The organism is Metabacillus sp. KJ11-3 (genome assembly GCF_055808295.1).
Map to the genome: position 1 here is coordinate 681993 of NZ_CM147865.1, position 26987 is coordinate 708979.

At 37.7% G+C, this 26987-nt stretch carries 18 protein-coding genes, 21 tRNA genes and 1 rRNA gene; 37 read left to right on the forward strand and 3 right to left on the reverse strand.

Translation table 11 applies throughout. The features are described from left to right. Positions 1 to 110: 110 nt before the first annotated feature. From rrf to AC0L8O_RS03610, 27 genes are all read left to right on the forward strand, one after another. Positions 111 to 226, forward strand: a 5S ribosomal RNA gene (gene rrf, locus AC0L8O_RS03480). Between the two features lie 84 nt (positions 227 to 310). Then, positions 311 to 386, forward strand: a tRNA-Val gene (locus tag AC0L8O_RS03485). A gap of 9 nt (positions 387 to 395) precedes the next feature. After that, positions 396 to 471: transfer RNA gene (locus tag AC0L8O_RS03490), tRNA-Thr, on the forward strand. Positions 472 to 637: 166 nt separating this feature from the next. Next, positions 638 to 713: transfer RNA gene (locus AC0L8O_RS03495), tRNA-Lys, on the forward strand. Positions 714 to 725: 12 nt separating this feature from the next. Further along, positions 726 to 811 (forward strand) — tRNA-Leu (locus AC0L8O_RS03500). 10 nt (positions 812 to 821) lie between these two features. After that, a tRNA-Gly gene (locus AC0L8O_RS03505) sits at positions 822 to 896 on the forward strand. A gap of 6 nt (positions 897 to 902) precedes the next feature. Further along, a tRNA-Leu gene (locus AC0L8O_RS03510) sits at positions 903 to 991 on the forward strand. 9 nt (positions 992 to 1000) lie between these two features. After that, a tRNA-Arg gene (locus AC0L8O_RS03515) sits at positions 1001 to 1077 on the forward strand. Between the two features lie 72 nt (positions 1078 to 1149). Continuing rightward, positions 1150 to 1226 (forward strand) — tRNA-Pro (locus AC0L8O_RS03520). A gap of 16 nt (positions 1227 to 1242) precedes the next feature. Further along, positions 1243 to 1318, forward strand: a tRNA-Ala gene (locus tag AC0L8O_RS03525). Between the two features lie 25 nt (positions 1319 to 1343). Then, positions 1344 to 1420 (forward strand) — tRNA-Met (locus tag AC0L8O_RS03530). A 26-nt stretch (positions 1421 to 1446) separates the two neighbouring features. Further along, positions 1447 to 1523 (forward strand) — tRNA-Ile (locus AC0L8O_RS03535). Between the two features lie 10 nt (positions 1524 to 1533). Next, positions 1534 to 1626: transfer RNA gene (locus tag AC0L8O_RS03540), tRNA-Ser, on the forward strand. Between the two features lie 49 nt (positions 1627 to 1675). Continuing rightward, positions 1676 to 1752: transfer RNA gene (locus tag AC0L8O_RS03545), tRNA-Met, on the forward strand. 24 nt (positions 1753 to 1776) lie between these two features. After that, positions 1777 to 1853 (forward strand) — tRNA-Asp (locus AC0L8O_RS03550). A gap of 180 nt (positions 1854 to 2033) precedes the next feature. Then, positions 2034 to 2109: transfer RNA gene (locus AC0L8O_RS03555), tRNA-Phe, on the forward strand. Positions 2110 to 2134: 25 nt separating this feature from the next. Beyond that, positions 2135 to 2210: transfer RNA gene (locus tag AC0L8O_RS03560), tRNA-His, on the forward strand. Between the two features lie 6 nt (positions 2211 to 2216). Beyond that, positions 2217 to 2290: transfer RNA gene (locus AC0L8O_RS03565), tRNA-Gly, on the forward strand. 8 nt (positions 2291 to 2298) lie between these two features. After that, positions 2299 to 2375, forward strand: a tRNA-Ile gene (locus tag AC0L8O_RS03570). A gap of 10 nt (positions 2376 to 2385) precedes the next feature. Next, positions 2386 to 2460, forward strand: a tRNA-Asn gene (locus AC0L8O_RS03575). Positions 2461 to 2467: 7 nt separating this feature from the next. After that, positions 2468 to 2558, forward strand: a tRNA-Ser gene (locus tag AC0L8O_RS03580). A 17-nt stretch (positions 2559 to 2575) separates the two neighbouring features. After that, positions 2576 to 2647: transfer RNA gene (locus AC0L8O_RS03585), tRNA-Glu, on the forward strand. A 909-nt stretch (positions 2648 to 3556) separates the two neighbouring features. Further along, a complete protein-coding gene (gene glgB / locus AC0L8O_RS03590) occupies positions 3557 to 5479 on the forward strand; it encodes a 1,4-alpha-glucan branching enzyme (protein WP_473446618.1) in 1923 nt (640 codons plus the stop codon). Then, positions 5436 to 6602 (forward strand): glucose-1-phosphate adenylyltransferase, encoded by a 1167-nt coding sequence (locus AC0L8O_RS03595; RefSeq protein WP_026561821.1) that lies wholly within the window; start codon positions 5436 to 5438, stop codon positions 6600 to 6602. The genes glgB and AC0L8O_RS03595 overlap by 44 nt, the downstream gene beginning before the upstream one ends. Before the next feature lie 125 nt (positions 6603 to 6727). Then, complete coding sequence (locus AC0L8O_RS03600; protein WP_473446619.1) at positions 6728 to 7756, forward strand: GlgC family sugar phosphate nucleotidyltransferase; 1029 nt, start codon at positions 6728 to 6730, stop codon at positions 7754 to 7756. Next, the gene (gene glgA, locus AC0L8O_RS03605) at positions 7753 to 9198 is read left to right on the forward strand and encodes a glycogen synthase GlgA (RefSeq protein WP_473446620.1); all 1446 of its coding nucleotides are present in this window, start codon (positions 7753 to 7755) and stop codon (positions 9196 to 9198) included. Before AC0L8O_RS03600 ends, glgA begins: the two co-directional genes overlap by 4 nt. Continuing rightward, positions 9188 to 11593 (forward strand): glycogen/starch/alpha-glucan phosphorylase, encoded by a 2406-nt coding sequence (locus AC0L8O_RS03610; RefSeq protein ID WP_473446621.1) that lies wholly within the window; start codon positions 9188 to 9190, stop codon positions 11591 to 11593. Before glgA ends, AC0L8O_RS03610 begins: the two co-directional genes overlap by 11 nt. Positions 11594 to 11910: 317 nt before the next feature. Here the strand turns inward: AC0L8O_RS03610 and AC0L8O_RS03615 are convergent, their stop codons facing one another. The 3 genes from AC0L8O_RS03615 to AC0L8O_RS03625 form a co-directional block, all read right to left on the reverse strand. After that, positions 11911 to 12705 carry a TIGR00266 family protein gene (locus AC0L8O_RS03615; RefSeq protein ID WP_473446622.1) on the reverse strand — a complete coding sequence of 265 codons (795 nt, stop codon included), beginning with the start codon at positions 12703 to 12705 and terminating at the stop codon, positions 11911 to 11913. Positions 12706 to 12824: 119 nt separating this feature from the next. Continuing rightward, a complete protein-coding gene (locus AC0L8O_RS03620) occupies positions 12825 to 13790 on the reverse strand; it encodes a bile acid:sodium symporter family protein (RefSeq protein WP_026561816.1) in 966 nt (321 codons plus the stop codon). Between the two features lie 171 nt (positions 13791 to 13961). Next, positions 13962 to 14717: a TraR/DksA C4-type zinc finger protein gene (locus tag AC0L8O_RS03625; protein WP_473446623.1), complete on the reverse strand. Its 756-nt coding sequence runs from the start codon at positions 14715 to 14717 to the stop codon at positions 13962 to 13964. Positions 14718 to 14997: 280 nt separating this feature from the next. Between AC0L8O_RS03625 and AC0L8O_RS03630 the strand changes: the two genes are divergently transcribed. The 10 genes from AC0L8O_RS03630 to AC0L8O_RS03675 all read left to right on the forward strand — a co-directional run bounded on the left by AC0L8O_RS03630 (position 14998) and on the right by AC0L8O_RS03675 (position 26987). Next, a complete protein-coding gene (locus AC0L8O_RS03630) occupies positions 14998 to 16410 on the forward strand; it encodes an isochorismate synthase (RefSeq protein WP_473446624.1) in 1413 nt (470 codons plus the stop codon). Then, the gene (gene menD / locus AC0L8O_RS03635) at positions 16400 to 18151 is read left to right on the forward strand and encodes a 2-succinyl-5-enolpyruvyl-6-hydroxy-3-cyclohexene-1-carboxylic-acid synthase (protein ID WP_473446625.1); all 1752 of its coding nucleotides are present in this window, start codon (positions 16400 to 16402) and stop codon (positions 18149 to 18151) included. The genes AC0L8O_RS03630 and menD overlap by 11 nt, the downstream gene beginning before the upstream one ends. Continuing rightward, positions 18148 to 18954, forward strand: a complete 807-nt coding sequence (gene menH, locus AC0L8O_RS03640) for a 2-succinyl-6-hydroxy-2,4-cyclohexadiene-1-carboxylate synthase (RefSeq protein ID WP_473446626.1) — start codon at positions 18148 to 18150, stop codon at positions 18952 to 18954. Before menD ends, menH begins: the two co-directional genes overlap by 4 nt. Before the next feature lie 17 nt (positions 18955 to 18971). Beyond that, positions 18972 to 19790 carry a 1,4-dihydroxy-2-naphthoyl-CoA synthase gene (gene menB / locus AC0L8O_RS03645; RefSeq protein WP_226528399.1) on the forward strand — a complete coding sequence of 273 codons (819 nt, stop codon included), beginning with the start codon at positions 18972 to 18974 and terminating at the stop codon, positions 19788 to 19790. A gap of 70 nt (positions 19791 to 19860) precedes the next feature. Beyond that, positions 19861 to 21315 carry an o-succinylbenzoate--CoA ligase gene (locus tag AC0L8O_RS03650; RefSeq protein ID WP_473446627.1) on the forward strand — a complete coding sequence of 485 codons (1455 nt, stop codon included), beginning with the start codon at positions 19861 to 19863 and terminating at the stop codon, positions 21313 to 21315. Beyond that, positions 21312 to 22421 carry an o-succinylbenzoate synthase gene (menC, locus tag AC0L8O_RS03655; protein WP_473446629.1) on the forward strand — a complete coding sequence of 370 codons (1110 nt, stop codon included), beginning with the start codon at positions 21312 to 21314 and terminating at the stop codon, positions 22419 to 22421. Before AC0L8O_RS03650 ends, menC begins: the two co-directional genes overlap by 4 nt. A 468-nt stretch (positions 22422 to 22889) precedes the next feature. Further along, positions 22890 to 23849 carry a metal ABC transporter solute-binding protein, Zn/Mn family gene (locus AC0L8O_RS03660; protein ID WP_473446631.1) on the forward strand — a complete coding sequence of 320 codons (960 nt, stop codon included), beginning with the start codon at positions 22890 to 22892 and terminating at the stop codon, positions 23847 to 23849. A gap of 118 nt (positions 23850 to 23967) precedes the next feature. Beyond that, on the forward strand, positions 23968 to 24717 hold the full coding sequence (locus AC0L8O_RS03665; protein ID WP_473446632.1) for a metal ABC transporter ATP-binding protein: 750 nt from the start codon (positions 23968 to 23970) through the stop codon (positions 24715 to 24717). Positions 24718 to 24781: 64 nt separating this feature from the next. Next, a complete protein-coding gene (locus tag AC0L8O_RS03670) occupies positions 24782 to 26095 on the forward strand; it encodes a metal ABC transporter permease (protein WP_473446633.1) in 1314 nt (437 codons plus the stop codon). Beyond that, entirely contained in the window at positions 26085 to 26987 is a 903-nt protein-coding gene (locus AC0L8O_RS03675) for a metal ABC transporter permease (RefSeq protein WP_473446634.1), read from the forward strand. Before AC0L8O_RS03670 ends, AC0L8O_RS03675 begins: the two co-directional genes overlap by 11 nt.

Here is a 26987-nt window from a genome sequence, read left to right on the forward strand (position 1 = left end):
GTGAATTGAATTGTGTATCGTTATCTAGTTTTGAAGGAATATATAAAGTTTTTTCAAAAAAAGACTTGAAAAATTCTTTTAAAATAGTATAATCATTCTTGTCGCAGTTATCTGGTGATGATGGCGAAGAGGTCACACCCGTTCCCATGCCGAACACGGAAGTTAAGCTCTTCAGCGCCGATGGTAGTTGGGGGTTTCCCCCTGTGAGAGTAGGACATTGCCAGGTTGCAATAGAATGTTATACAAAACGAAGGCATGCTAAATTCGCGACGTCCTGTTGCAACGCATGCACTTGCACATCCAGTGCTTCGGAGGATTAGCTCAGCTGGGAGAGCACCTGCCTTACAAGCAGGGGGTCGGCGGTTCGATCCCGTCATCCTCCACCATAATACTAAGCCGGTGTAGCTCAACTGGTAGAGCAACTGACTTGTAATCAGTAGGTTGGGGGTTCAAGTCCTCTCGCCGGCACCACTCATTATTATTCATTAATTAGTCATTAGCTCAGTTGGTAGAGCACGACCGAGTAAGCTTTGTAGCATTACATCAGCACACAAATCGAGCTACATCTTGAATAAACGACCTGAGATTTGGGTGTCAAAAACAAGAAGAAACATACTTTTACATCTCATTATAAGATGAGCCATTAGCTCAGTTGGTAGAGCATCTGACTTTTAATCAGAGGGTCGAAGGTTCGAGTCCTTCATGGCTCACCATTATCACACCATGCGGGTGTGGCGGAATTGGCAGACGCGCTAGACTTAGGATCTAGTGTCCTTGTGACGTGGGGGTTCAAGTCCCTTCACCCGCACCATTAATATCAAGCGGAAGTAGTTCAGTGGTAGAACACCACCTTGCCAAGGTGGGGGTCGCGGGTTCGAATCCCGTCTTCCGCTCCAGTAAGTGCCGGGGTGGCGGAACTGGCAGACGCACAGGACTTAAAATCCTGCGGTAGGTGACTACCGTACCGGTTCGATTCCGGTCCTCGGCACCATGAATTTTAGCGCCCGTAGCTCAATTGGATAGAGCGTTTGACTACGGATCAAAAGGTTAGGGGTTCGACTCCTCTCGGGCGCGCCATTGAAAATTATCTAGCAGGAAGTCAGACGTGAGATTGAGATATTGACCTCACATATCCCTTATCCAATAAAACGGGAAGTAGCTCAGCTTGGTAGAGCACTTGGTTTGGGACCAAGGGGTCGCAGGTTCGAATCCTGTCTTCCCGACCATTTAGATATAAAACATGGGGCCTTAGCTCAGCTGGGAGAGCGCCTGCTTTGCACGCAGGAGGTCAGCGGTTCGATCCCGCTAGGCTCCACCAATCTAAAACGATGACTATTAACTATGGCGGTGTAGCTCAGCTGGCTAGAGCGTACGGTTCATACCCGTGAGGTCGTGGGTTCGATTCCCTCCGCCGCTACCATTCTTAAAATTCTTGATAAACCAGATGGACCTTTAGCTCAGCTGGTTAGAGCAGACGGCTCATAACCGTCCGGTCGTAGGTTCGAGTCCTACAAGGTCCACCATTTTCTATACGGAGGAATACCCAAGTCCGGCTGAAGGGATCGGTCTTGAAAACCGACAGGGGTGTCAAAGCCCGCAGGGGTTCGAATCCCCTTTCCTCCTCCATTTTGCTTTTGAATAAAAAGCAGTGGCTAATTTTATACCTCCATATTATCGCGGGGTGGAGCAGTCTGGTAGCTCGTCGGGCTCATAACCCGAAGGTCGCAGGTTCAAATCCTGTCCCCGCAACCAATTTAATTGAAAGATTTAAATAATGGTCCGGTAGTTCAGTTGGTTAGAATGCCTGCCTGTCACGCAGGAGGTCGCGGGTTCGAGTCCCGTCCGGACCGCCATTGATATTTATTAAGAAGCAAATTATTATTGTAACCTAATTATCGTGTAAGAGGGTTTCGATAAGCGAGAAGGTCGAGGAAACGACTGAGCGAGCACCGGAGCGTATGAGAATACGTGAGGATGTGAGTGAGGGAGATGACGAAGAGATTCGAAGCTTAGCGGAAGCCGAAAACTATATTGGCTCGGTAGCTCAGTTGGTAGAGCAATGGACTGAAAATCCATGTGTCGGCGGTTCGATTCCGTCCCGAGCCACCACTTAATAAATTATAATAAAATAATGGCGGTTGTGGCGAAGTGGTTAACGCATCGGATTGTGGTTCCGACATTCGTGGGTTCGATTCCCATCAGCCGCCCCATATATTGCGGGTGTAGTTTAGTGGTAAAACCTCAGCCTTCCAAGCTGATGATGAGGGTTCGATTCCCTTCACCCGCTCCAATATAAATGGGCCTATAGCTCAGCTGGTTAGAGCGCACGCCTGATAAGCGTGAGGTCGATGGTTCGAGTCCATTTAGGCCCACCATTTATACTATTCCGCAGTAGCTCAGTGGTAGAGCTATCGGCTGTTAACCGATCGGTCGCAGGTTCGAGTCCTGCCTGCGGAGCCATATATATGGGGAAGTACTCAAGTGGCTGAAGAGGCGCCCCTGCTAAGGGTGTAGGTCGTGTAAGCGGCGCGAGGGTTCAAATCCCTCCTTCTCCGCCAGTTTTATCATTTTCTTAGGCCCGTTGGTCAAGCGGTTAAGACACCGCCCTTTCACGGCGGTAACACGGGTTCGAATCCCGTACGGGTCATATCAAAAAACACTGTTTATTAACAGTGTTTTTTTGTTTGATGTAAATTATTAAATAAGAAGTTTAAAGTTTTATATAAGCTTATTGTGATAACAACAAATTGAAAGACAGACCTCGGGTCTTATGAAAGACAAATACTCTTGAATTCCCCTCGGTCATGTCCTTCATAGGAGTTATGAAAGACAATTCTCTTAAATCATCCTCAGTTATGTCCTTCGTAGCCAATATGAAAGACAATTCTCTTAAATCACACCTCAGCAATGTTCTTCATAGCTGTTAAAAAAATTAAAAAGGCAAAGCTCCTAACCTATATCACCATCGCAGTCTCACTGCCTCTAAGAAAGGTAAATCATTATCATCACCCCGGCATAGCTACATCCACACGATGAATAACTTATCCCCCTAAATTACTATTCTATAAATTCATATATAATCTTTCATAGAAAAACTATAGGTAAAACCTCTAATATTGCTTTACTAAAATATTTTACTTTTCATTCAATTATTCTTTACCTTAACAGAAAATCCTTCATAAATTCAGAAAAACACCATTATTTCACCTGAAAAAAATTCAACAAATTCCAACAAAAAGTCGAAAAAACTATTTTATTTATATAATAATATGACATGTGTGTTTAGGTGGTTTTTCCTAATTAAAGCGGTTTCGTAAGGAATTTGGATATTATATCTAATGATTAAATTTTTTCCTATCACAGGGATACCAGCTATTTTCCTCGTGCATCCTATTAACATATAAAATTTCTCTTAAATTTTAAAAGAATAATAATAAAAAAATTATCATGAGTCCTTGTTGGTTTATGTCGGAAAAAAGAACGTTTTCATTAAAGGGATTCATTTGTAAGTATTGAATCTTTAGCATAGATAATAATAAGAGAAAGGGTGACTTAAGTGACCGTCACATCTCTAACAGACTACGATATTCATTTATTTCATGAGGGACAGTCTTTTGAAAGTTTTCGAGTTTTTGGAGCACATCTTACAGAGCAAAATGGTAAGAAAGGTACTTCTTTTTGTGTCTGGGCTCCACATGCAAAACAAGTTAGTGTAGTCGGTAATTTTAACAACTGGGATAGGAATAATCATCAAATGAAAAAGATGAGTGAGGAGGGTATATGGAACTTATTTATTGAAGGAATTGAAGAAGGTGAGATTTATAAATATGAAATTATTACTTCTAGTGACGAAACTTTATTAAAGGCTGATCCATATGCCTTTCAATCTGAAGTAAGACCAAACACTGCATCAGTTATAGCTGATTTAACAGGATTTAATTGGACTGATCAAAAATGGAAGAGAAGGAAACGGCAAAGGCAACCGTATGATCGGCCTTTAGCCATATACGAAGTTCATTTAGGTTCTTGGAAGTTAAATGATGAAAAAGAGTTATACAGTTATCAGGAATTATCTGAAATGCTTATACCATACGTATTGGAACATGGTTTTACACACATTGAACTTCTACCAATCATTGAGCATCCTTATGATCGGTCTTGGGGGTATCAGGGAACAGGTTATTTTTCTGCAACAAGTCGTTTTGGAAAACCAAAGGATCTTATGCATTTTATTAATGCATGTCATGAAGAAAATATAGGTGTCATTATTGATTGGGTTCCAGGACATTTTTGTAAAGATGCTCACGGACTATATATGTTTGATGGGCAACCAACATATGAATATGAAAATGAACATGATCGTGAAAACTACATATGGGGAACTGCAAATTTTGATCTAGGAAAAACTGAGGTACAAAGCTTCCTAATCTCAAATGCATTGTTTTGGATTGAGTACTTCCATGTTGACGGTTTTAGAGTTGATGCTGTTGCAAATATGTTGTATTGGCCAAATTCTAATGAATTAGTGGAAAATCCTTATGCCATTTCTTTTTTAAAGAAATTAAATGAAGCAGTTTTTATTAAAGATCCGGATATTTTAATGATTGCTGAGGATTCAACTGATTGGCCAATGGTAACCGCTCCTACCTCGTCTGGTGGTCTTGGCTTTAACTACAAATGGAATATGGGTTGGATGAATGACATTTTATCTTATATGGAGGCCTCTCCAGAGAGTAGAAATGAACTCCACCATAAAGTAACATTCTCCCTTATTTATGCTTTTTCTGAAAACTTCATTTTACCTTTTTCCCATGATGAAGTTGTCCATGGAAAAAAATCTTTATTGAATAAAATGCCGGGTGATTATTGGCAGAAGTTTGCCCAATTAAGGCTCCTATATGGATTTATGTTTACACATCCAGGTAAAAAACTATTATTTATGGGAGGTGAGTTTGGTCAGTATGATGAGTGGAAAGACTTAGAGCAACTAGATTGGGTACTAGAAGATTATGAAATGCACAATAAAATGAGAGTCTATTTTAAGCAACTTCTTTCTATCTATTCAAAACAAAAGCCGCTCTTTGAATTAGATCATTCAGATGAAGGATTCGAGTGGATTGATGTGAATAACCGGGAACAAAGTATTTTTTCTTTTATTCGGAAAAGTAGAAAAGAAAATGAACTACTTGTCGTGGTATTGAATTTTAAGCCGGTTGTTTATCATGACTACAAAGTCGGAGTCCCAGTAGATACAGAGTATGTAGAGATCTTAAATAGTGATGAAATGCAGTTTGGAGGGTCTGGCCAAACGAATCCAAAAAATATAAAAGCGGTAGAAGAAGAATTTCATGGAAGACCTTATCATATTTCCATGACAATTCCACCATATGGAGCAGTTATTCTACGTGCAGTCAAAAAAAGAGGGGAGAATAAACATGGGAAAAAAACAGTGCGTCGCAATGTTACTAGCAGGGGGTAAGGGGAGCCGATTGAGCTCATTAACAAAAAATCTGGCAAAGCCGGCTGTTCCATTCGGAGGAAAATATAGAATTATCGATTTTACACTAAGTAATTGTACAAATTCTAGCATTGATACTGTTGGGGTCTTAACACAGTATCAACCCCTCGTTTTGAATTCATATATAGGGATTGGCAGTGTATGGGACTTAGACAGAAAGAATGGTGGAGTAACAGTTCTGCCCCCTTATTCTGAGTCCTCAGAAATGAAATGGTATAAAGGTACTGCCAGTGCAATCTATCAAAATATAAACTATATCAAACAATATGATCCTGAATATGTATTAATTTTGTCAGGGGATCACATTTATAAAATGGATTATTCAAAAATGCTAGACTATCATATTGAAAAAAATGCTGATGCGTCAATTTCCGTTATAGAGGTTCCCTGGGAAGAGGCGAGTCGTTTTGGCATTATGAATACAAATGAGAAGATGCAAGTAGTTGAATTTGATGAAAAACCAGCTAACCCAAAAAGTAATTTAGCTTCTATGGGTATCTATATTTTTAAATGGTCTATTTTAAAAGAATACTTAGAGATGGACGAACGAAATCAATATTCAAGTCATGATTTTGGAAAAGATATTATTCCGCTGTTGCTAGATGAAAAGCGCAATGTCATTGCCTATCCTTTTAAAGGGTATTGGAAGGATGTAGGCACTGTTAAAAGTTTATGGGAAGCTAATATGGATTTACTAAATGATGATTCAGAGTTAAATATATTTGACCGCGATTGGAAAATATACACAGTTAATTCAAACCATCCACCACAGTTTATTTCAGAAGATGCAGTTGTAACAGATTCGTTTGTAAACGATGGATGTGTCATTATGGGGAATGTTAATCATTCAATCTTATTCCAGGGTGTTACTGTTGGTAAAAATACAGTGGTAAAGAATTCTGTTCTCATGCCGGATTGTGTTATCGGTGAAAATGTTTTTATTGAAAACGCAATTGTACCAAGCGGCATTGAAATACCAAATGGAACGGTTATTTGCCCTGATACGAACTCAGATGAAATTCTACTAGTAACAGAAGATATTATAGAAGAAATTAAAGCGATGGTAGAGGACAAAGTAAACTAAGAGATTATGACAAAATAGTTTGGAATAGGGAGCTTTTTAATTATTAAGTATCTTGTCTTTATCTATTTATTAATACCCTGCATGATGGATAAGCAAACCTATTTCTACAAAGGGGAGTTTTTGATATGAGCAACAAATTATTGGGAATTATTGATGCTACAGCACATAAACCGGAAATTGAAGACTTAACCAACCATCGTTCATTAGCAGCAGTACCTTTTGCAAGCAGATATCGGTTAATTGATTTTGTTCTCTCAAATATGGTGAATTCTGAGATTGAGAGTGTTGCAATCTTTCCGAAATATTCTTACCGTTCATTGATGGATCATCTAGGGTCTGGTAAACAGTGGGATCTTAATCGAAAGAAAGATGGATTATTTTTCTTTCCATCACCACATCTGCACAACGAGTATGATGAATTCGGATCATTTCGTCAATTCTCAGATCATATTGATTTCTTTTTAAGAAGCACACAGGAATATGCGGTCATAACAAACAGCTATACGGTTTGTAACATTGACTTCCAACAGGTATTAAAGCGACATCTCAATAATGGATGTGACATTACCGAGGTTCGTAAAGATGGAAAGCCTTTGCAAATGTATATTATGTCAACAAGACTTCTTATTGATCTTATTCATGATAAAGAAAAAACAGGGTGTAAAACACTAGCTGAAGTAATTGAAGAAAACCATCATCATTGGACAATATGTGATTATGAATTCCAGGGATATGCAGCGGTTATTGACTCTATGGAAAATTACTATAAACATAGTATGGATATGCTAAACCCAACAATTTGGAATGAAATTTTCACCAAGAACCGTCCAATTTTAACGAAAGCAAAAGATGAGCCGCCAACTAAATATGGTAAAGGTGCAATGGTTAAGAATTCATTAATTGCCAATGGTTGCAGAATAGAAGGACATGTCGAAAACAGTATTATTTTTAGAGGTGTCCATATTGGAAAAGATACAGTTGTGAAGAATAGTGTGATTATGCAGAAGACACAGATTGGGAATCATTGTTTCTTAGAAAATATCATTACAGATAAAGACGTAAAGATTCTAGATTATTCAAATATAACAGGTACGACCAGTGCCCCGACTATTTTAAGAAAAAGAACCATTCAAGGAGCGATGATGAACTCGTGAACCTATTATTTGCTGTATCAGAATGTGTACCGTTTGTAAAATCAGGAGGATTAGCTGATGTTGCAGGTGCATTGCCAAAGGAATTAGTAAAGCTAGGAAATGATGTAAGAGTTATTTTACCTAAATATAGCTTAATATCAGAAACATATCGAGATGCCATGACAAAAGTAGAGGAATTAAAGGTTCCAGTTGGTTGGAGACAGCAATATTGTGGAATTGAAACCTTGGAATATGAAGGAATTACGTATTATTTTTTAGATCATGAATATTATTTTTATCGTGATTCATTATATGGACACTATGATGATGCTGAACGTTTTTCATTTTTTTGTCGAGGTGTCTTAGAAGCACTGAAGGTGATTGACTTCAAGCCGGATATCATCCATTCACACGACTGGCACACGGGCATGATTAGTTATTTGTTAAAAGTAGATTATCTTGAGCAGGATTTGTATAGAGATATCAAAACCATATTTACGATCCATAATCTTCAATTTCAAGGTATATTTCCATATAGTGTACTTGGTGAACTCTTGAATTTGGGAGATGAGCATTTTTATGATTTAGAGTTTCACGGAAATATTAGTTTTATGAAAGGTGCAATTCATTCAGCAGATTTCATTACGACTGTTAGTCCAACATATAAAGATGAAATACAAACAGCTTATTACGGAGAAAATTTGGATGGATTATTGCGATCTCATCATGAAAAATTATTGGGAATTGTAAATGGAATAGATGATAAACTATACAACCCTGAGACTGATCAAAATATTACAGTGGCATATAGTGTAGACACTTTAACTAAAAAAATGAAAAATAAATTAGCGCTTCAAAAGAGATTGGGATTGCCAGAAAATGAATCAGCACCAATTATTTCAATGGTGACAAGATTAACGAAGCAAAAGGGCCTTGATTTAGTCAAACGAGTACTTGACGAAGTGCTAAGTCAGGATGTTCAAGTTATCGTGCTTGGAACCGGTGATAAGGCTTTTGAGGATTATTTCAGACATATGGAATGGATATACCCCTCTAAGTTTAAGGCATACATAGGTTTTGATGAAGTGCTTGCACATCAAATATATGCAGGCTCGGACCTTTTTCTCATGCCGTCAAAATTTGAGCCGTGTGGGTTAGGACAATTAATCGCCTTAAGGTATGGAACAATTCCAATCGTTAGAGAAACTGGTGGCTTAAATGATACTGTGACCTCATATCGGGAAGATAGTGGCGAAGGAAATGGGTTTACATTTAGGAATTTTAATGCACATGATATGCTCTTCACCATTAATAGAGCTATTGTATTCTACCAACAAGAGGAAGTATGGAAACGTATTGTCAAGACAGCCATGACACAGGATTATAGTTGGGGAAGATCTGCATTAAAGTATGACCGGCTCTATGCTGGTTTAATGACTAGGAGTGAAAGTCATGTTCTCTAGTAAAGACAGCTTTAAAGACAATTTTCTAAAAAGGCTTGAAAGCATGTGCGGCAAAGGTTTTGAAGAAGCCACAAAACGTGATCAATACCATACATTAGGGAATATGGTGAGAGAATACATTAGTTCAAAGTGGATTGAAACAAATGAATTGTATCGATCAGAAAACAAAAAACAAGTGTATTACTTATCAATTGAATTTTTATTGGGACGTTTGTTAGGTCAAAATCTTTTAAACCTAGGAATAAAAGAAATAGTAGAAGAAGGATTAAATGATCTAAACATTTGCTTAAAGGAAATTGAAGAATGTGAATCAGATCCAGCACTTGGAAATGGTGGCTTGGGAAGGCTTGCAGCATGTTTCCTGGATTCTCTCGCAACATTAAATCTTCCTGGTCATGGATATGGAATCCGATATAAGCATGGTCTATTCGATCAAAAAATTGTTGATGGTTATCAGGTTGAGCTGCCAGAACAATGGTTAAGACATGGGAATGTATGGGAAGTGAGAAAACCTGATGAAGCAGTTGAAATATCCTTCTGGGGAAGTATTGAGACAGCTGTTGATGATGGGACACTTTCTTTTAGGCATGTTGCAGATCAAAAAGTTTTAGCAGTTCCGTATGATATGCCTGTTGTAGGGTATAGAGTCGACACAGTGAATACATTAAGACTTTGGAATGCTGAACCGGCTTCTTTCGGACCAAATCAGGATGTCTTATCATACAAGCGTGAAACAGAGGCGATTACCGACTTTTTATATCCGGATGATACTCATGATGAAGGAAAGATACTTCGTTTAAAACAACAGTATTTTCTTGTTTCTTCAAGTCTTCAAAGTATCGTTAAATCTTATAAAAAAGAAAACTCAAATATAAGAGACCTTCATCAGTATGTAGCCATTCATATTAATGATACTCATCCTGCTATGGCGGTCCCTGAGTTAATGAGAATTCTTATGGACCAAGAAGATTTATCATGGGAAGATGCCTGGCATATCACAACAAACACAGTATCATATACGAATCATACAATTTTGGCAGAAGCATTAGAAAAATGGCCAATATATTTATTTAAACCATTGTTGCCGAGAATTTATATGATTATTGAAGAAATAAATGAAAGATTTTGTGCAGAGCTCTGGGATCGTTATCCCGGAGAGTGGGGGCGGATTGAACATATGGCCATCATTGCACATGGATTAGTGAAGATGGCACATCTTGCTATAGTTGGAAGTAACAGTATCAATGGTGTAGCTAAAATCCATTCTGACATTCTGAAAAACAGAGAAATGAAATCATTTTATGAGGTTTATCCCACAAAGTTTAACAATAAAACGAATGGAATTACTCACCGCAGATGGCTGCTAAAGGCAAACCCTGAGCTAACATCATTAATAAACGATACAATTGGTGAGGATTGGATAAAACAACCTGAGAAATTAATAGATTTAAAAAGACATATCTATCATCCTGAACTAAAGGAACGATTTGCACAGGTGAAAAGAAAGCGCAAAGAAATCCTTGCGAAAAAAATAGCTGATAAAAACGGAATTCAAGTTGATATTGATTCGATTTTTGATGTTCAGGTTAAGAGGCTTCATGCTTATAAAAGGCAGCTCCTAAATGTATTGCATATTATGTATTTATATAACCGCTTAAAAGAGGATGCAAATTATTCAATTCAACCACGCACGTTTATTTTTGGAGCCAAGGCTTCACCTACGTACTATTATGCAAAAAAAATTATTAAGCTTATTCACTCACTGGCAGAAAAAGTGAATAATGACCCGAGAGTCTCGCAGACTATTAAAGTTGTGTTTATGGAGAATTATCGTGTTTCTCTTGCTGAGGATATTTTTCCGGCGGCAGATGTGAGTGAGCAAATATCAACTGCTAGTAAGGAAGCTTCAGGAACAGGAAATATGAAGTTCATGATGAACGGAGCTTTAACTGTCGGGACATTGGATGGTGCAAATATTGAAATCATGGAGGAAATCGGGGAAGGTAATATTTTTACATTTGGATTAACAGCCCCTGAAGTACTCAAATATGAAGAAAATGGACGATATCGTTCAATGGAATATTATCATCATGATTTACGAATTAGACAGGTCATTGACCAATTAACGAATGGTTTCTTTTCTGAGGATGAAGGAGAATTTGAAGCAATCGCAGATTCCTTACTTGTGCAAAATGATCAATACTTTGTATTACGTGATTTTGCTTCATATATAGATATTCAGGAAAAGGTTGGTACGGCCTATCAAGATAGAGGAAAATGGCTTGAACAGGCACTTATTAATGTAGCACACTCAGGCTTTTTCTCGAGTGACCGGACAATACAAAATTATGCTGACGGTATTTGGAACATTGAGTCTATCGGAGTAAAAATGTAAGAACAAAAGCGCAAGCGCCTTGATCAGCCTCGGGCAAATAAATAGGAGACGTTCTTTGTCTTCAATTCATTTGCGTCTAGACCCTAGAGGCAGTCAATAACGCGACATCCTGTCGCAATGACTGCACTTGCACGTCCTGTGCTTCGGGGCTAGGCGCTGGAGCTGGATGTCGAGCGCTTATCCACAGTTCAAAGAATTTTATGGTTTCTAAACGAAAAAAAGGTGCTGCATGTCAGCACCTTTTTGCATGTTATTATCAGGTAAATAAGTACAAACCTTGTACTTAGTGTCGGCGTCCAGTTCCAGCGCCTTTCCCATCAATCCCCATCTAATAAGCGGCCTAATCCCCCAAGAATGCTGCCTTCACCACGTGAATCTCCACCGCCAGCAGAAGGTGCACTTGCGATAACACGATCTGCAAGTCGGCTGAATGGTAGCGTTTGAATCCAAACAGTCCCAGGACCTTGGACTGTTGCAAAGAACAATCCTTCTCCACCAAAAAATGCCGTTTTAACTTTTCCAACAAATTCGATATTATAGTCAACTTCCTTTGTAAGTGCTACTAAACAACCTGTATCAATTCGTAATTTTTCACCCGGTTGCAGGTCACGGCGTATAATTGTACCACCAGCATGCATAAATGCTAAGCCATCACCCTCGAGTTTTTGCATGATGAAGCCTTCTCCACCAAAGAACCCTGTACCCAGCTTTTTCTGGAAGTCTATTCCAATAGAAACACCTTTTGCTGCACATAGGAAGGAGTCTTTTTGACATATGACTTTTCCACCCATTTCACTTAGGTCAACAGGGATAATTTTTCCAGGATAAGGGGCGGCAAACGACACTCTTTTTTTGCCCACTCCTTTGTTTGTGAACACTGTCATAAACAAACTCTCACCGGTAAGAACCCGTTTACCGGCACCAACAAGCTTGCCTAAAAAGCCTTTTTGGCTATTATCTCCATCTCCAAAAATGGTTTCCATGTCGATGCCATCTTCCATCATCATCATTCCACCAGCTTCAGCAACAACACTTTCATTTGGATCTAACTCAATTTCAACACACTGCATATCATCGCCATGCAAAATATAATCAATTTCATGAGCGTTCACTAGAATTCCCTCCATATGTAAAGAACAGTATATTTTTTTATTCATCTTCTATTTTACTAGGTTATGAAAATATTGGAAGATACAAAAATAAAAAGGAGCAAGAATGCTCCTTTTCAATACTATGCTTTAAACGAAGAGTCGTTATTTTCCGAATTGCCTTTAGTGGTTCTTTTTCCCCACCATGTAGCGAGGAGTGGACCTGAAATGTTATGCCACACACTGAAAATAGCGCTAGGTACTGCCGAAAGCGGTGAGAAATGAGCAACTGCTAAAGCGGCACCAAGACCTGAATTTTGCATTCCTACTTCAATTGAGACAGCTTTTTGATCCGCAAAATTTAATTTTAATGCTTTTGCTAATAAGAAACCTATTAGTAAACCCAATCCATTGTGTAAGACAACGATGGAGAAGATTAATAAGCCTGTTTCAGCGATCTTAGCTGAATTCACTGCTACAACTGCTGAGGCAACCGCAACAATCCCGATAACAGAGATAAGTGGTAAAACTGAAATACTTTTTTCAACTTGCTTTTTAAATAATAAATTAACAATAATTCCTAAAATGATTGGAACAAGTACAATTTGAACAATAGATAAAAATAGCGAGCCAGCTGATACCGGGAGCCATTTACTTGCAAATAATAAAGTTAGAGCAGGTGTTAAAATAGGAGCAAGTAAGGTTGAAATAGATGTAACAGCAACTGACAATGCTGTATTTCCTTTTGCTAAAAAAGTCATAACATTTGAGGCAGTTCCACCGGGACAACATCCTACTAATATCACCCCTACAGCCACTTCAGGTGGTAACTGAAAAATTGTTGCTAATAAAAATGCTAATAAAGGCATGATTGTGAACTGAGCTACCACTCCAATTATTACACTTTTGGGTGCTTGAAATACGGCTTTGAAATCTTTTAATGATAATGTCAGTCCCATTCCAAACATAATAATTCCGAGTAGTAAGGAAATGTGTGGAGCTATCCATGTGAATCCTCCTGGAATAAAAAAGGCCAACATAGCGAAAAGAATGACCCAAATGGCGAATGTATTTCCTGCTGTTTTACTGATTTTCTCTAATAGATGCATATGATCAATCCTCCTTATGGCATTATATATCTTTTTATTCTGAAATTTCAATATTTAAAATGAAAGGATAGAAAAATGCAAGCAATCTGGAAGGAAATGTAACATGAATGTTGAGAAGGTTTGTCATACAAAAAAGAGAACAATTTCTGTTCTCTTTACTGGTATTATTGTTTATACTTCTTCCTCAGTATATGGGTCCTTCTCATATGGAGGCAGATCCCCAAAACTCGTCATTAGACCTTCTTCATCTAACATATCTTCATATTGCTGATGCTGATTGGATGGATAGATCGTAATTTCTTTTCCTTCAATATCAGTTCCAATAAAGTTTTCGTAATCCTCAACATATCCATCAGGATCATTTGATTCCATGTAGACATCATTATAATGGTCTTGTGGATCATTATAATCTGATGGTGTTTCCGAAGAGCCGTAACTGTTTACAATTTGATAGGCGTCTTCTGCATCAAATGCCACATTTTCATCTTGATCATCATAATCAAACTTTCCAAAGGGAGGCATTAAAACACCTTCCTCAACCGGACGGTTATGAGAAACAATTTGTTCAGGTGCATGCTCCTTACAAGTACTGGCTGTAGGTATGGCATCAAGGCGTTCCAGGGGTATATCAATTCCACATACTTCACATTTTCCATATGTTCCATCTTCAATCTTCTGTAACGCTCGTTCAATATCTAATTTTTCCTCTTCCGTATGTTCATTTAGTGCGATATCTTTTTCTCTCTCATATAGTTCTGTTCCCTCATCACCTGGATGATTATCATAACTGGATAGTTCACCAACGGATTCATGAAAATGACCTTCTTCTAATCCAAAATGTCCATTCATTTCAAAACGCTCGTCAATTTCCTTTTTCATTTGCGTAAGCTGTGAACGGAAGGTTTCTACTTGTTGTGAACTTAGCATACCATCCACGCTCCTTCCTTGATGAAATGGTTCTATACCTATTATGGACAGTAAAAAGAAAAACATGATTGTAAAAAATTTCATCAAGAATACTTAAAAAAATAACAAAGGGCCTTATTTTACCAGTTGTACCTTTAAAATGAATGCTCATCTGAGACGTTTTCATTTTAATCTTGTACATCAAGATATATAATAAGGTTAGTACAGGGTTAACCTATTGACACACCTTCTAGCTAGGTGTATCTTAATATAAGCAATTTTTGGTGTCGGGGGGATAAGATTGATAACTACTTTGGACCATACATTAAAAGAATTCATTCAACAGGCATTGGAAGATGCAAAGCGAACGAAACAATCAGTAATCGTCAGCTGCATTAAAGAAGTGGACGCAATAGACCCCCTTCATTTCTTTGCTTCCGGTGAAGATCTTTTCCTTGGAGAGCGATATTTTTGGTCAACGCCTAACCGTGATTTCACAATGGTAGGATTAGGAAATGAATTGGTAATTGAAAATAATCTGACAAATAAAGAACGTTTTCAGGATATAGAAAAAGAATGGAAGCGCTTTAGAAAAGTAGTTGTATCGAATGAAACAAATCAAGTTGGTATAGGACCTATCTTATTTGGTGGCTTTTCATTTGACCCGCTTAAAGAAAAAAGTCTACTATGGAATAATTTCTCAGAAGCAAAATTTGTGTTACCTAAACATATGCTTTCTGTTATTGATCAGAAAAGCTATATAACGATAAATAAACTGGTCACACCTCATGATGAACTCACGACGTGTCTTAAACATTTTGAACGTTCATTTGAATTTAGTTCGGCTCTTCCTTATCAATTAGATTGTGAAAAAGGTAACGAATTCTCAACCATTGAATATAAAACATCGGAGTGGCTAAAAGCCATTCAAAAGGCAACAAACAATATAAAGTCAAAAGAAATGGATAAAGTGGTGCTTGCACGAGAGGTTCACCTCAAGTTTTCAGACAAAATTAACCCGTATCAAGTCATCTACAACTTACAACAGGAACAGCCAACCAGTTATATTTTTGAGTTTGAAAACGGACCTCAACATTTTGTCGGAGCAACACCTGAAAGATTAATTAAAAAGAAAGACAATGAAGTTCTCTCGACTTGTCTGGCAGGTTCAATCAAAAGAGGAAAAACAGAACAAGAGGATCATAAGTTAGGACAGCAATTATTACATGATGATAAAAATTTACTGGAGCATACGATCGTTGTAAAAATGATAAAATCTGCTATAGAAAGTTGCTGCTTTGACGTTATCACGCCAAAGTCGCCTGCTTTATTTAAATCGAAAAATATCCAGCATCTTTTTACTCCTGTTAAGGGTTATGCAAGAGAAGGTTATTCTTTCTTATCTATGGTAGAGAAACTCCATCCAACTCCGGCGTTAGGAGGGTTCCCAAAATGGAAGGCTATTGAGAAGATTAGGGAATTAGAGCCGATGCATCGTGGCTGGTATGCCGGTCCATTAGGTTGGATTGATCATGAAGACAATGGTGAATTTGTTGTTGCTCTTCGATCCGGATTGTTGGAGGGACAAAATGCAGCCCTTTTTGCCGGATGCGGAATTGTTGAAGAATCGGATCCAAAATCTGAATATCTTGAGACAAAAATAAAACTAAAACCTATGATGTCTGCACTAGGAGGCGTTGTGAATGAAGACTAGTGATTCCCTAACAAGATTTGTCGCTAGTTTTGTTGATGAATTAACACGCTTAGGAGTTAACAAGGCGGTGATTAGCCCTGGTTCTCGCTCTACTCCATTAGCCATGTTAATGGCAGAGCATCCTAAACTTTCTTGTTACATGAATATTGATGAAAGATCAGCAGGTTTTTTTGCCCTTGGTTTAGCTAAGGAAAAGAAAAAGCCTGTTGTGCTTGTTTGCACATCTGGAACGGCAGCGGCTAACTACTATCCGGCTATCGTTGAAGCCCGTTACGCAAGAGTTCCCTTAATTGTTTTAACAGCTGATAGACCGCATGAGTTACGGGACGTGGGGGCTCCTCAAGCGATTGATCAGGTTCAAATGTATGGTCATTACCCAAAATGGTTTGTTGATGTCGCATTGCCTGAAGAAGAAGTTGGGATGTATCGGTATGTCAGAACGATAGCTGGCAGAGCATTTGCGATTTCTGCATCATATCCTGCAGGTGTTGTGCATCTGAATTTTCCATTTAGAGAACCTTTAATTCCGAATTTAAGTCTGCCAAATCTGTGGGAAGCAGAAGATGACAGACCAAGTTATTTACATACGATACAAGGTTTACCACAACTAGCAAAAAGTCAAATAAAGGATATTGCAGATATCATGAAGGGTATAGCAAAGGGGCTCATCATTTGTGCAGAACAAAATGATCCCGAATTTACTACAGCTGTTAAAGAATTGTCCCGTAAGCTGAAATACCCTATCTTGGCGGATCCTCTCTCTCAATTACGATCTGGTAAAAGTGATAAACAGGGAATAATTGAGGGATATGATTCTATTTTGAAAGATCCTGAAATAATCAATATTCTTAAGCCTGAACTTATTATTCGTTTTGGACCTATGCCTGTTTCCAAGCCATTGATGCTAATGCTGAAAAATAATCCGGATATCACACAGATTATTGTTGATCCAAGTGAGGAATATCGTGATCCTACATTAAATGCTGCCCATATGATTGTTTGCAATCATACTAAATTCTGTGAGGATTTATCTGAGACCTTAGAAGAATGTGTTTCAAATTCGTTCTATGATGACTGGATTCTTTCTAATACTATTTTTCAAGATATGATTGGGCATGAGCTGGGGCATATCGATGGCTTATTTGAAGGAAAGATTGTAAGGGAGCTTCAGCATGTTCTTCCTGATGGTAGTCGTCTAGTTGTTGGGAGTAGTATGCCAATTAGGGATGTTGATACATTTTTTAGGAATACGGATAAAGAGATAAGTATTCTCGCAAACAGGGGAGCAAATGGAATTGATGGTGTTGTATCTACTGCCCTAGGTATTAGTGCTGCTTCAACAGAACCTGCTTTTCTTTTAATAGGAGATTTATCATTCTTTCATGATTTCAATGGTTTACTGGCCGCCAAGATGAACAATCTTGATTTAACCATTATATTGGTAAACAATGATGGTGGAGGAATTTTCTCTTTTCTTCCTCAATCGAAAGAAGAAAAGCATTTCGAAACATTATATGGAACACCAATTGGCATCGATTTTTCTAAAGTTGTTGAAATGTATCAAGGAGAGTATGAAAAAATTAATAGCTGGGATGAATTGCATACGTATTTTCAGGATAAATGGTCAAATAGAGGCCTAAAGGTGATTGAAATCGAGACAGATCGCACGACCCGTGTCAATATTCATCGGGAATTGTTAGATCATGTTTCCCAGGAAATAAGAAAAGTGTTGAAACAATGAAAATAAGAGGCGTTTCATACCATGTTGAAATTGTGGGGAAGGGAGAGCCACTAGTTTTTTTGCATGGCTTTACAGGTTCTTCTTTGAGTTGGCAACACCTTACAAATGACTTTCGCGAGTATCAATTAATCTTCATTGATATCCTTGGACATGGAAAAACAGATCATCCATCAGATCCGTTAAGATATAAAATGGAAGAAGTAGTTGAGGATATCATAGAGATTTTTAATCGTTTGGCTATCGATAAGACACATATTGTGGGGTATTCTATGGGAGGTAGATTAGCTTTGTCTCTTGCTGTATTATACCCTCATCGTGTCAAAAAACTTGTATTGGAAAGCAGTTCACCAGGATTGATCACTTACGAAGAAAGAAACCACCGTATCCAATCTGATCAAGCTCTTGCTGATGAAATAGTAAGAGGGGGAATTTCCCGCTTTGTTGATAAGTGGGAGAAAATCCCGCTTTTTTCCTCGCAAATGATGATGTCAGATTCGCAAAAAAACAAGTTGAGAAAACAGCGATTATTGAATAGTGAGATAGGCTTATCTAATAGTCTTCTTGGAATGGGGACAGGCTCTCAACCATCATGGTGGGATGAATTGACAAATCTCCATATTACAGTTTTACTTCTCTGTGGTGAATTGGATCAAAAGTTTTGTGAGATAGCTAAAAGAATGCATGAAAGATTACCATTTTCTGTTTTAAAGCAAATTAATCAAGCGGGACATGCAATTCATGTAGAACAACCGCGAATTTTTGGTAAAATAGTAATTGAGTTCTTAAACGAGGACAATCTTTAAACTAGGAGGCTATAAACATGGCAATTGAATGGGTGACAGAACGTAAGTATGAAGAAATTATCTATCAAACATATAATGGAATTGCAAAAATCTCAATTAATCGTCCACATGTACATAATGCATTTACTCCAAAAACAGTTATGGAATTAATTGATGCATTTGCATATGCACGTGATGACGAAAATGTAGGGGTTATTATTTTAACAGGTGAAGGTGGAAAAGCGTTCTGTTCTGGTGGAGATCAGAAAGTCCGTGGACATGGCGGGTATGTTGGTGATGACCAAATTCCACGCTTAAATGTTCTTGATTTACAACGTTTAATCCGTGTTATTCCAAAACCAGTTATTGCGATGGTAGCAGGTTATGCAATCGGTGGTGGACATGTACTCCATATTGTTTGTGACTTAACAATTGCAGCTGACAATGCTGTGTTCGGACAAACAGGCCCTAAAGTGGGAAGCTTTGATGCTGGATATGGTTCAGGATATCTTGCACGTATCGTAGGGCATAAAAAAGCGCGTGAAATTTGGTACCTGTGCAGACAATACAATGCACAAGAAGCAATGGATATGGGACTAGTTAATACAGTCGTTCCTCTTGAGCAATTAGAAGAAGAAACAGTAAAATGGTGTGAGGAAATCTTAGAAAAAAGCCCAACAGCTATTCGTTTCTTAAAAGCAGCATTTAATGCTGATACAGATGGACTGGCTGGTATTCAACAATTTGCCGGGGATGCAACGTTACTTTATTATACGACTGATGAAGCAAAAGAAGGTCGTGACGCATTTAAAGAAAAACGCTCTCCAGACTTTAAGCAATTCCCGCGTTTTCCTTAAGCAATATTTTACTGAAACAGCTTGATGATTTTTATCTCATCAAGCTTTTTTCATTATAGGAGGTAATTTTATGAATCAATCCTATCCTAATTGGTTAAAGCAGCGGGCTGAACTTACTCCTGATCGTTTAGCTATCAAAACAGATGAAGTTGATTTGACTTTTCGTGAGCTATATCAACGTGTTCAACTACAAATAAATCAATTAATATCGTTAAATGTGAAAAAAGGTGACCATGTTGGAGTATTAATGAAAAACAGTGTTGAGATGATTGAGATTATTCATGCTATTTTCTCTATAGGTGCTGTAGCTGTTTTATTAAATAACCGGCTAACTAGGAAGGAAATTGTGTGGCAACTGTCAGATGTTGAGGCAAAGCATTTAATATGTCATGAGGAATTTTTATTTCAAGTTGATGAAGAGATAAATGTAATAATCGTTGAGAAATTACATAATAAAAATAGCCTGGAAATTGATTATTTACCTGAAGGGTATACAACAGATCAAGTCGCAACGATTATGTATACCTCGGGAACAACAGGTCATCCAAAAGGTGTTATGCAAACTTTTGGGAATCATTGGTCAAGTTCAATTGGCTCTGCCCTCAACCTTGGCATTAATTCGGATGACCGTTGGTTATTGTCTGTGCCTTTGTTTCATATTAGCGGGTTATCTATTTTGTTTCGAAGTGTGATTTATGGCATTGGAATTGTATTGTTCGAACGATTTAATGCGGAAAAAATGAATCGCGCAATTATGGAAGATGGAGTAACAATTGTATCTGTCGTTACCACAATGCTTAACCAAATGCTGGATAAGTTAGGCAATGAAAAATATCCAGAAACTTTTCGCTGTATGTTAGCAGGGGGAGGACCAGTTCCAAGAGGAGTGCTTGAAAAGGCCATTGAAAGGAAAATTCCAGTCTTTCAAACATATGGGATGACAGAGACAGCATCACAAATTGTTACACTTTCACCTGAATACAGTATTAAAAAGCTGGGTTCAGCTGGTAAACCATTGTTTTCCTGTCAAATGAAAATAATAAAAGATGGGGAAGACTGTTCCGCATATGAAGAAGGAGAAATCCTTGTAAAGGGTCCAAATATCACAAAAGGCTATTGGAAGCATGAAGAAGCCACCCAAAAGGCATTTACAGAAGGTTGGTTTCATACTGGTGACCAAGGTTACATTGATGAAGACGGGTTTTTATTTGTACTGGACAGACGATCAGATTTAATCATATCAGGTGGCGAAAATGTTTATCCTGCAGAAATCGAAAATGTTTTATTATCACATCAAGCAGTTGTTGATGCCGGAGTTATAGGAATTGATGATGAGAAATGGGGACAAGTTCCATATGCTTTTATTGTTTCAAATAGGACGATTAGTCATGATCAACTTTTAATGTACTGTCAAAACCATCTTGCACGCTATAAAGTACCTAAGGGGATTACATTTTTGGATGAACTGCCAAGAAATGCTTCAAATAAACTATTGAGAAGAAAATTAAAAGGATTTTTGAAATGATCAAAATAGAAAAAGTAACACTACACCATATTACGCAATCGTTAAAAACCCCATTTACATCAAGCATAGGCCATGTAACAGACCGTGACAGTATATTAGTAGAGGTTATGGATTCTGACGGAATAAGCGGATGGGGAGAAGTAGTAGCATTTTCAACTCCCTGGTATACAGAGGAAACGACTTCAACATGTTTTCATCTGTTAAAAGATATTTTGGTTCCCTTAACAATTTCTCAAACATTTGAACATCCCGAGGAACTGCAGTTCATTTTTCATAAAGTGAAACGAAATCAAATGGCCAAAGCTTCTCTCGAAGGAGCCATATGGGATATTTATGCTAAAAAGAAAAACATCTCTTTATCATCCGCTTTAGGAGGGTCAAGAAGCGAGATAGAATGTGGAGTTGTCGTTGGTATTACTTCAATTTCAAGTATGATTGACCAAATTTCCCGTTACCATGAAGAGGGATACAAACGATTTAAAATAAAGATTTCACCTGCACAGGACATTCAGCTATTGCAAGAAATCCGAAAGACGTTTCCAGATCTTCCATTAATGGCTGATGCCAATTCAGCTTATACGTTAGATGATCTTGATCACTTAAAAGAGCTTGATCAGTTTAATTTAATGATGATTGAACAGCCTTTGGCAGCAGATGATATTATTGATCATGCAAAGCTTCAAGAGAAAATAACGACTCCAATTTGTTTAGATGAAAGCATAGTAACAAGTGAAGATGCGAGAAAAGCAATTGAACTTGGCAGCTGTAAAATAATGAACATTAAACCTGGTCGTGTCGGTGGATTAACAGAATCAAAGAAAATTCATGATTTATGCCAGGAAAATGGAATTTCCGTGTGGTGTGGCGGAATGTTGGAGACAAGTATATCCCGTGCACACAATATTGCGTTAGCATCATTACCAAACTTTACAATTCCAGGTGACATCTCATCATTCTCCAGATATTGGGAACAAGATATCGTTTTACCGGAAATAAAAACAGTAAAAGGCAAAATTCCTGTCCCTGCCAGACCGGGAATAGGCTTTGATATTAACAGAGAAGTTTTAAAGAAATACACCTCTTCAGTAACTACACTAACAAAATAGACTTTTATATTTCTAAAATTGAATTTTATCTAAGTGAAAAACTGATTTTCATTTATGAATTGACTGTATAAATGGAAAATCACGATTTTAAAAAATTCCTTTAAAACCGTATACTTTACACTGAAAGAAAAACAAATCATATAATTGAAGTTTCTCTTTCTGCTCATTTAGGATAACTGGCCTATCATCATAATAGGGAGTTATCCTTTTTTTGTACTGATAAAAAAATAAACATTAAGCATAAGGAAAATCATCAACTTCCACCATTCTTGGTGGGAAATTGTGTTTTTCTAATCGAGAAAACACAGTTGACATAAATTTTATAATGTTTTATTGTTGCATTAAGGAAACTTTTTTAGTTGTACGAATAAAAGGTGAGAAAAGCAAAAAAAATGGCACGCATCCTAAAAAACAACATAGACTACTTTTGACCTAGGAGAAGTTCTAATGTTTCACCAAAAAAAGTGAATGGAGGAGAAAAAGGTGAAAAAATGGTTGGCAGGTGTAGGAATTAGTATTTTAACAGTATTTCTATTAACGGCATGTGGCAGTGGTCAAACAAGTGGAGATTCAAACGATGGAAATTCTAGGGGAACAATCCAAGTGACAACCACAACAGGTCAAGTTGCAGATGTAGTCAAAAATGTAGGTGGAGATCAAGTAGAAGTGACTTCATTAATGGGGCCAGGAGTTGATCCACACCTCTACCAAGCTTCTCAAGGTGATATTAAAAAACTAAATGATGCTGACATGATTTTTTATAATGGGCTTCATCTAGAAGGTAAGATGGGTGAGATATTTGAAAAAATGTCAGAAGATAAAACAATAGTAGCTGTTGGGGAAACAATTCCAGAGGATATGCTTCTAACAGCAGATGATGATTCAAACGCTCACGACCCACACGTTTGGTTTAATATCCAAGCTTGGATTCATGCTGTTGATTCTGTAGAGGAAGAATTAACAAAGCATTCTCCGGAAAATGAAGAATTATTTAAAGAAAATGCAGCAAATTACAAACAAGAATTAGAAGAAATGGATCAATATGCAAAACAACAAATCCAATCAATCCCTGAAGAAAGCCGTGTGCTTGTAACAGCACATGATGCATTTGCCTATTTTGGCCACGCATATGGTTTAGAAGTAAGGGGGTTACAAGGACTAAGTACTGACGCAGAATATGGATTAAAAGATGTTCAAGGTCTAGTTGATACATTGGTTGAAGGAAATATCAAAGCAGTCTTCATTGAAAGTAGTATATCGGAAAAGTCAATTAGTGCTGTAGTAGAAGGTGCAAAAAAACAAGGTCACGAAGTTGTCATTGGTGGTGAACTTTTCTCTGATGCAATGGGCGAGGAAGGAACAGAAGAGGGAACATACATCGGTATGTTCAAACATAATGTTGACACGATTGTATCTTCTTTAAAATAAAAAAAGAGCATGTAGCTAAGGACAGGTTTGCATCTATTCTTAGCTATCGTTGTATTTTTACTAGATATGTAGATAAACGATTATTCTATGAATATGAAAAGTAAGGTTGGTGTGATGGATGAATCCTGTTACAGTTGAAAATTTAACAATAGCTTATCACCAAAAACCTGTTTTACAGGAAGTAACTTTTGAAGTTCCTGAAGGAAAATTAATTGGAATTATCGGGCCTAACGGGGCCGGTAAATCAACCTTAATTAAAGGGGTCTTAGGCTTAATCCCAAGTGCATCCGGTGAAGTGAATATCTTTGGTGAACAATATAAAAAGCAGCGTAAACGCGTAGGATATGTTCCGCAGCGTGGCTCTGTTGATTGGGACTTTCCAACCGATGCCCTTGATGTTGTACTAATGGGGAGATATGGGCATGTCGGTTGGTTTAAACGTCCAGGTAAAAAGGATGTAGACTTTGCAAAAGAGTGTTTAAAAAAAGTAGGAATGCTTGAATTTGAAAATCGGCAAATAAGCCAGCTTTCGGGCGGGCAACAACAAAGGGTATTTTTAGCAAGAGCTTTAGCACAGGATGCTGATGTTTACTTTATGGATGAACCGTTTGTAGGAGTAGATGCAGCAACTGAGAAGGCGATCATCGCTTTGTTAAATGAATTAAAAGCTAAGGGCAAGACTGTTCTCGTTGTTCATCATGATTTACAAACGGTAGGAGAGTACTTTGATTGGGTTCTTCTATTAAACATGAGAAAGATTGCTTTTGGCCCAACGAAAGAGACATTTACAATCGATAATCTGCAAAAAACCTATGGTGGAAAACTTACATTTCTACAAGACCAATCTGTAGTAGTTGAAGGGAAATAAGTACACCAATAAGGGAAATAGATATTTTGGGGAATACCCCTTTAGAAAAATAGGAGTGAAGGAAATGCTTGGAGAACTTATGTTACAACTTCAAAATCCTAATACCCAATGGGTTTTACTTGGTACAATGCTCCTAGGAATGACCAGTGGCGTTGTTGGGAGCTTTACATTATTAAGAAAGCAGAGCTTAATAGGAGATGCCATGGCACATTCAGCATTACCGGGAGTTTGTATCGCCTATTTACTATATGGTTCCAAATCACTGATTTGGTTTTTAATCGGTGCAGTGGTTGCAGGGCTAATATCTTCTTTTATCATTCAAGTGATGATTAACCATTCTAGAATAAAAGAAGATTCTGCTCTTGGGATTATTATTTCTGTATTTTTTGGATTTGGAATTGTTCTTCTAACCTATATTCAGCATAATGGTGCAGGAAATCAAAGTGGGCTGGATGACTTTATTTTTGGGCAGGCAGCTTCCATGGTAGGGGCTGATGTTCAATTAATTACGATGATTGCCTTAATCTTACTGGCGATAACAGCTATCTTTTATAAAGAATTTAAATTACTAACATTTGACCCACAATTCGCAAAAGGAATTGGAATACCAGCTAAATTTTTTAATGGACTATTACTTTTATTAATTGTGTGTTCAGTGGTTATTGGATTACAAACTGTCGGAGTTGTATTAATGGCGGCTATGCTTATCACTCCGGCCATTAGTGCAAGGTATTGGACTGAGAAATTAAGTTCCATGATCATTATCTCAGGTTTTATTGGCGGTGTTTCCGGTGTAATGGGTACATTATTGAGTACAATTATGGAAGGAATGGCAACAGGTCCACTAATTATTGTGGCTGCAACGATCATGTTTATCATTTCATTAGTGTTTTCACCAAAGCGGGGGTTACTTGCTAAGGCCATTAAACTATTGTCCCTTAGAAAAAGAACAGCGGTAGAACAAATATTTCTAAGCTTTTATGATGTTGCAGAGGGTGGAAAACTTGGTGACATTACAGAAGATGAAATTCTTTTAAAACGTAAGGTTTCATCGAGCCTTTTTCAATATGCGATAAGTGTGTTGGAAAAGAAAGAGTACATTAACAGAGCGAAGACAGGGAAATGGATGTTAACAGATAAGGGGATTGAAGCTGGATTTGAACTTGTCCTGCAACAGCGTTTGTATGAAATGTATTTAATGCATGAAATGGAGTTTGCTCATCTTGAGCTTAAAACGAGAGAGGATCTTCATTTAGCATCAATCTCAAATGAAACAAAGGATCGGCTGTTGAGGCTATTGCGCATTCATGATCGTGTACCATTATTATTGCCAAAGTCAGCAATTAGTGACCGGAGGATGATGATAAATGACTTATGATGCATGGATTATCATCACTGGTTCATTAGTAGGTATTACTTGTGCGATGATTGGTTGTTTTCTCGTATTAAGAAAAATGGCGATGTTAGCGGATGCGATCTCACATACTGTTTTATTGGGTATTGTTGGCGGATATTTAGTAAGCCGCAGTGTAGATGGTCCATCATTATTAATCGGTGCAATAGTAGTTGGGTTGTTAACAGCATTGCTTGTACAGGTGTTAAATGGAAAAGGGGTTCAGGGCGATGCTGCAATTGGAATTGTCTTTACATCACTTTTTGCAGTCGGGGTTATTCTGCTGTCGTTGTTTGCAGGAAATATTCATCTAGATGTAGACCACGCATTGATGGGAGAGATCACATTTATTCCTTGGGATACAGTGGAATGGAATGGGATGGAATTAGGGCCAAAGGCAGTCTGGCTTTTATCTTTTGTTTTTATAGTCAACCTGCTTATCATCATCTTCTTTTACAAAGAATTTAAAATTAGCTCATTTGATCCGGAAATGGCTGTTGCAATTGGAATCCCTGTTCTGTTTATTCATTATTTGCAAATGGGAATGTTATCGATAACAACTGTCGCCTCCTTTGATAGTGTTGGGGCAATACTAGTAGTTGCTATGCTCATTGTTCCAGCATCGACAGCTTATTTGCTAACCGATAAATTGATCAACATGCTCTTTATTAGTGCCGGTATCGGTGTGTTTTCTGCGATAAGTGGATATTACATGGCTACTATTCTTAATGTGTCAATAGCAGGTGCTATGGCAACCTCTACAGGAGTTCTTTTTGCCTTAGCGTTCCTTTTCTCGCCAAAGCATGGTCTTATTGCAAAAAAACGTGCTCAGAAAAGACTATCAAAAGCAACATCAAAAACAGCAAAATTAATATGA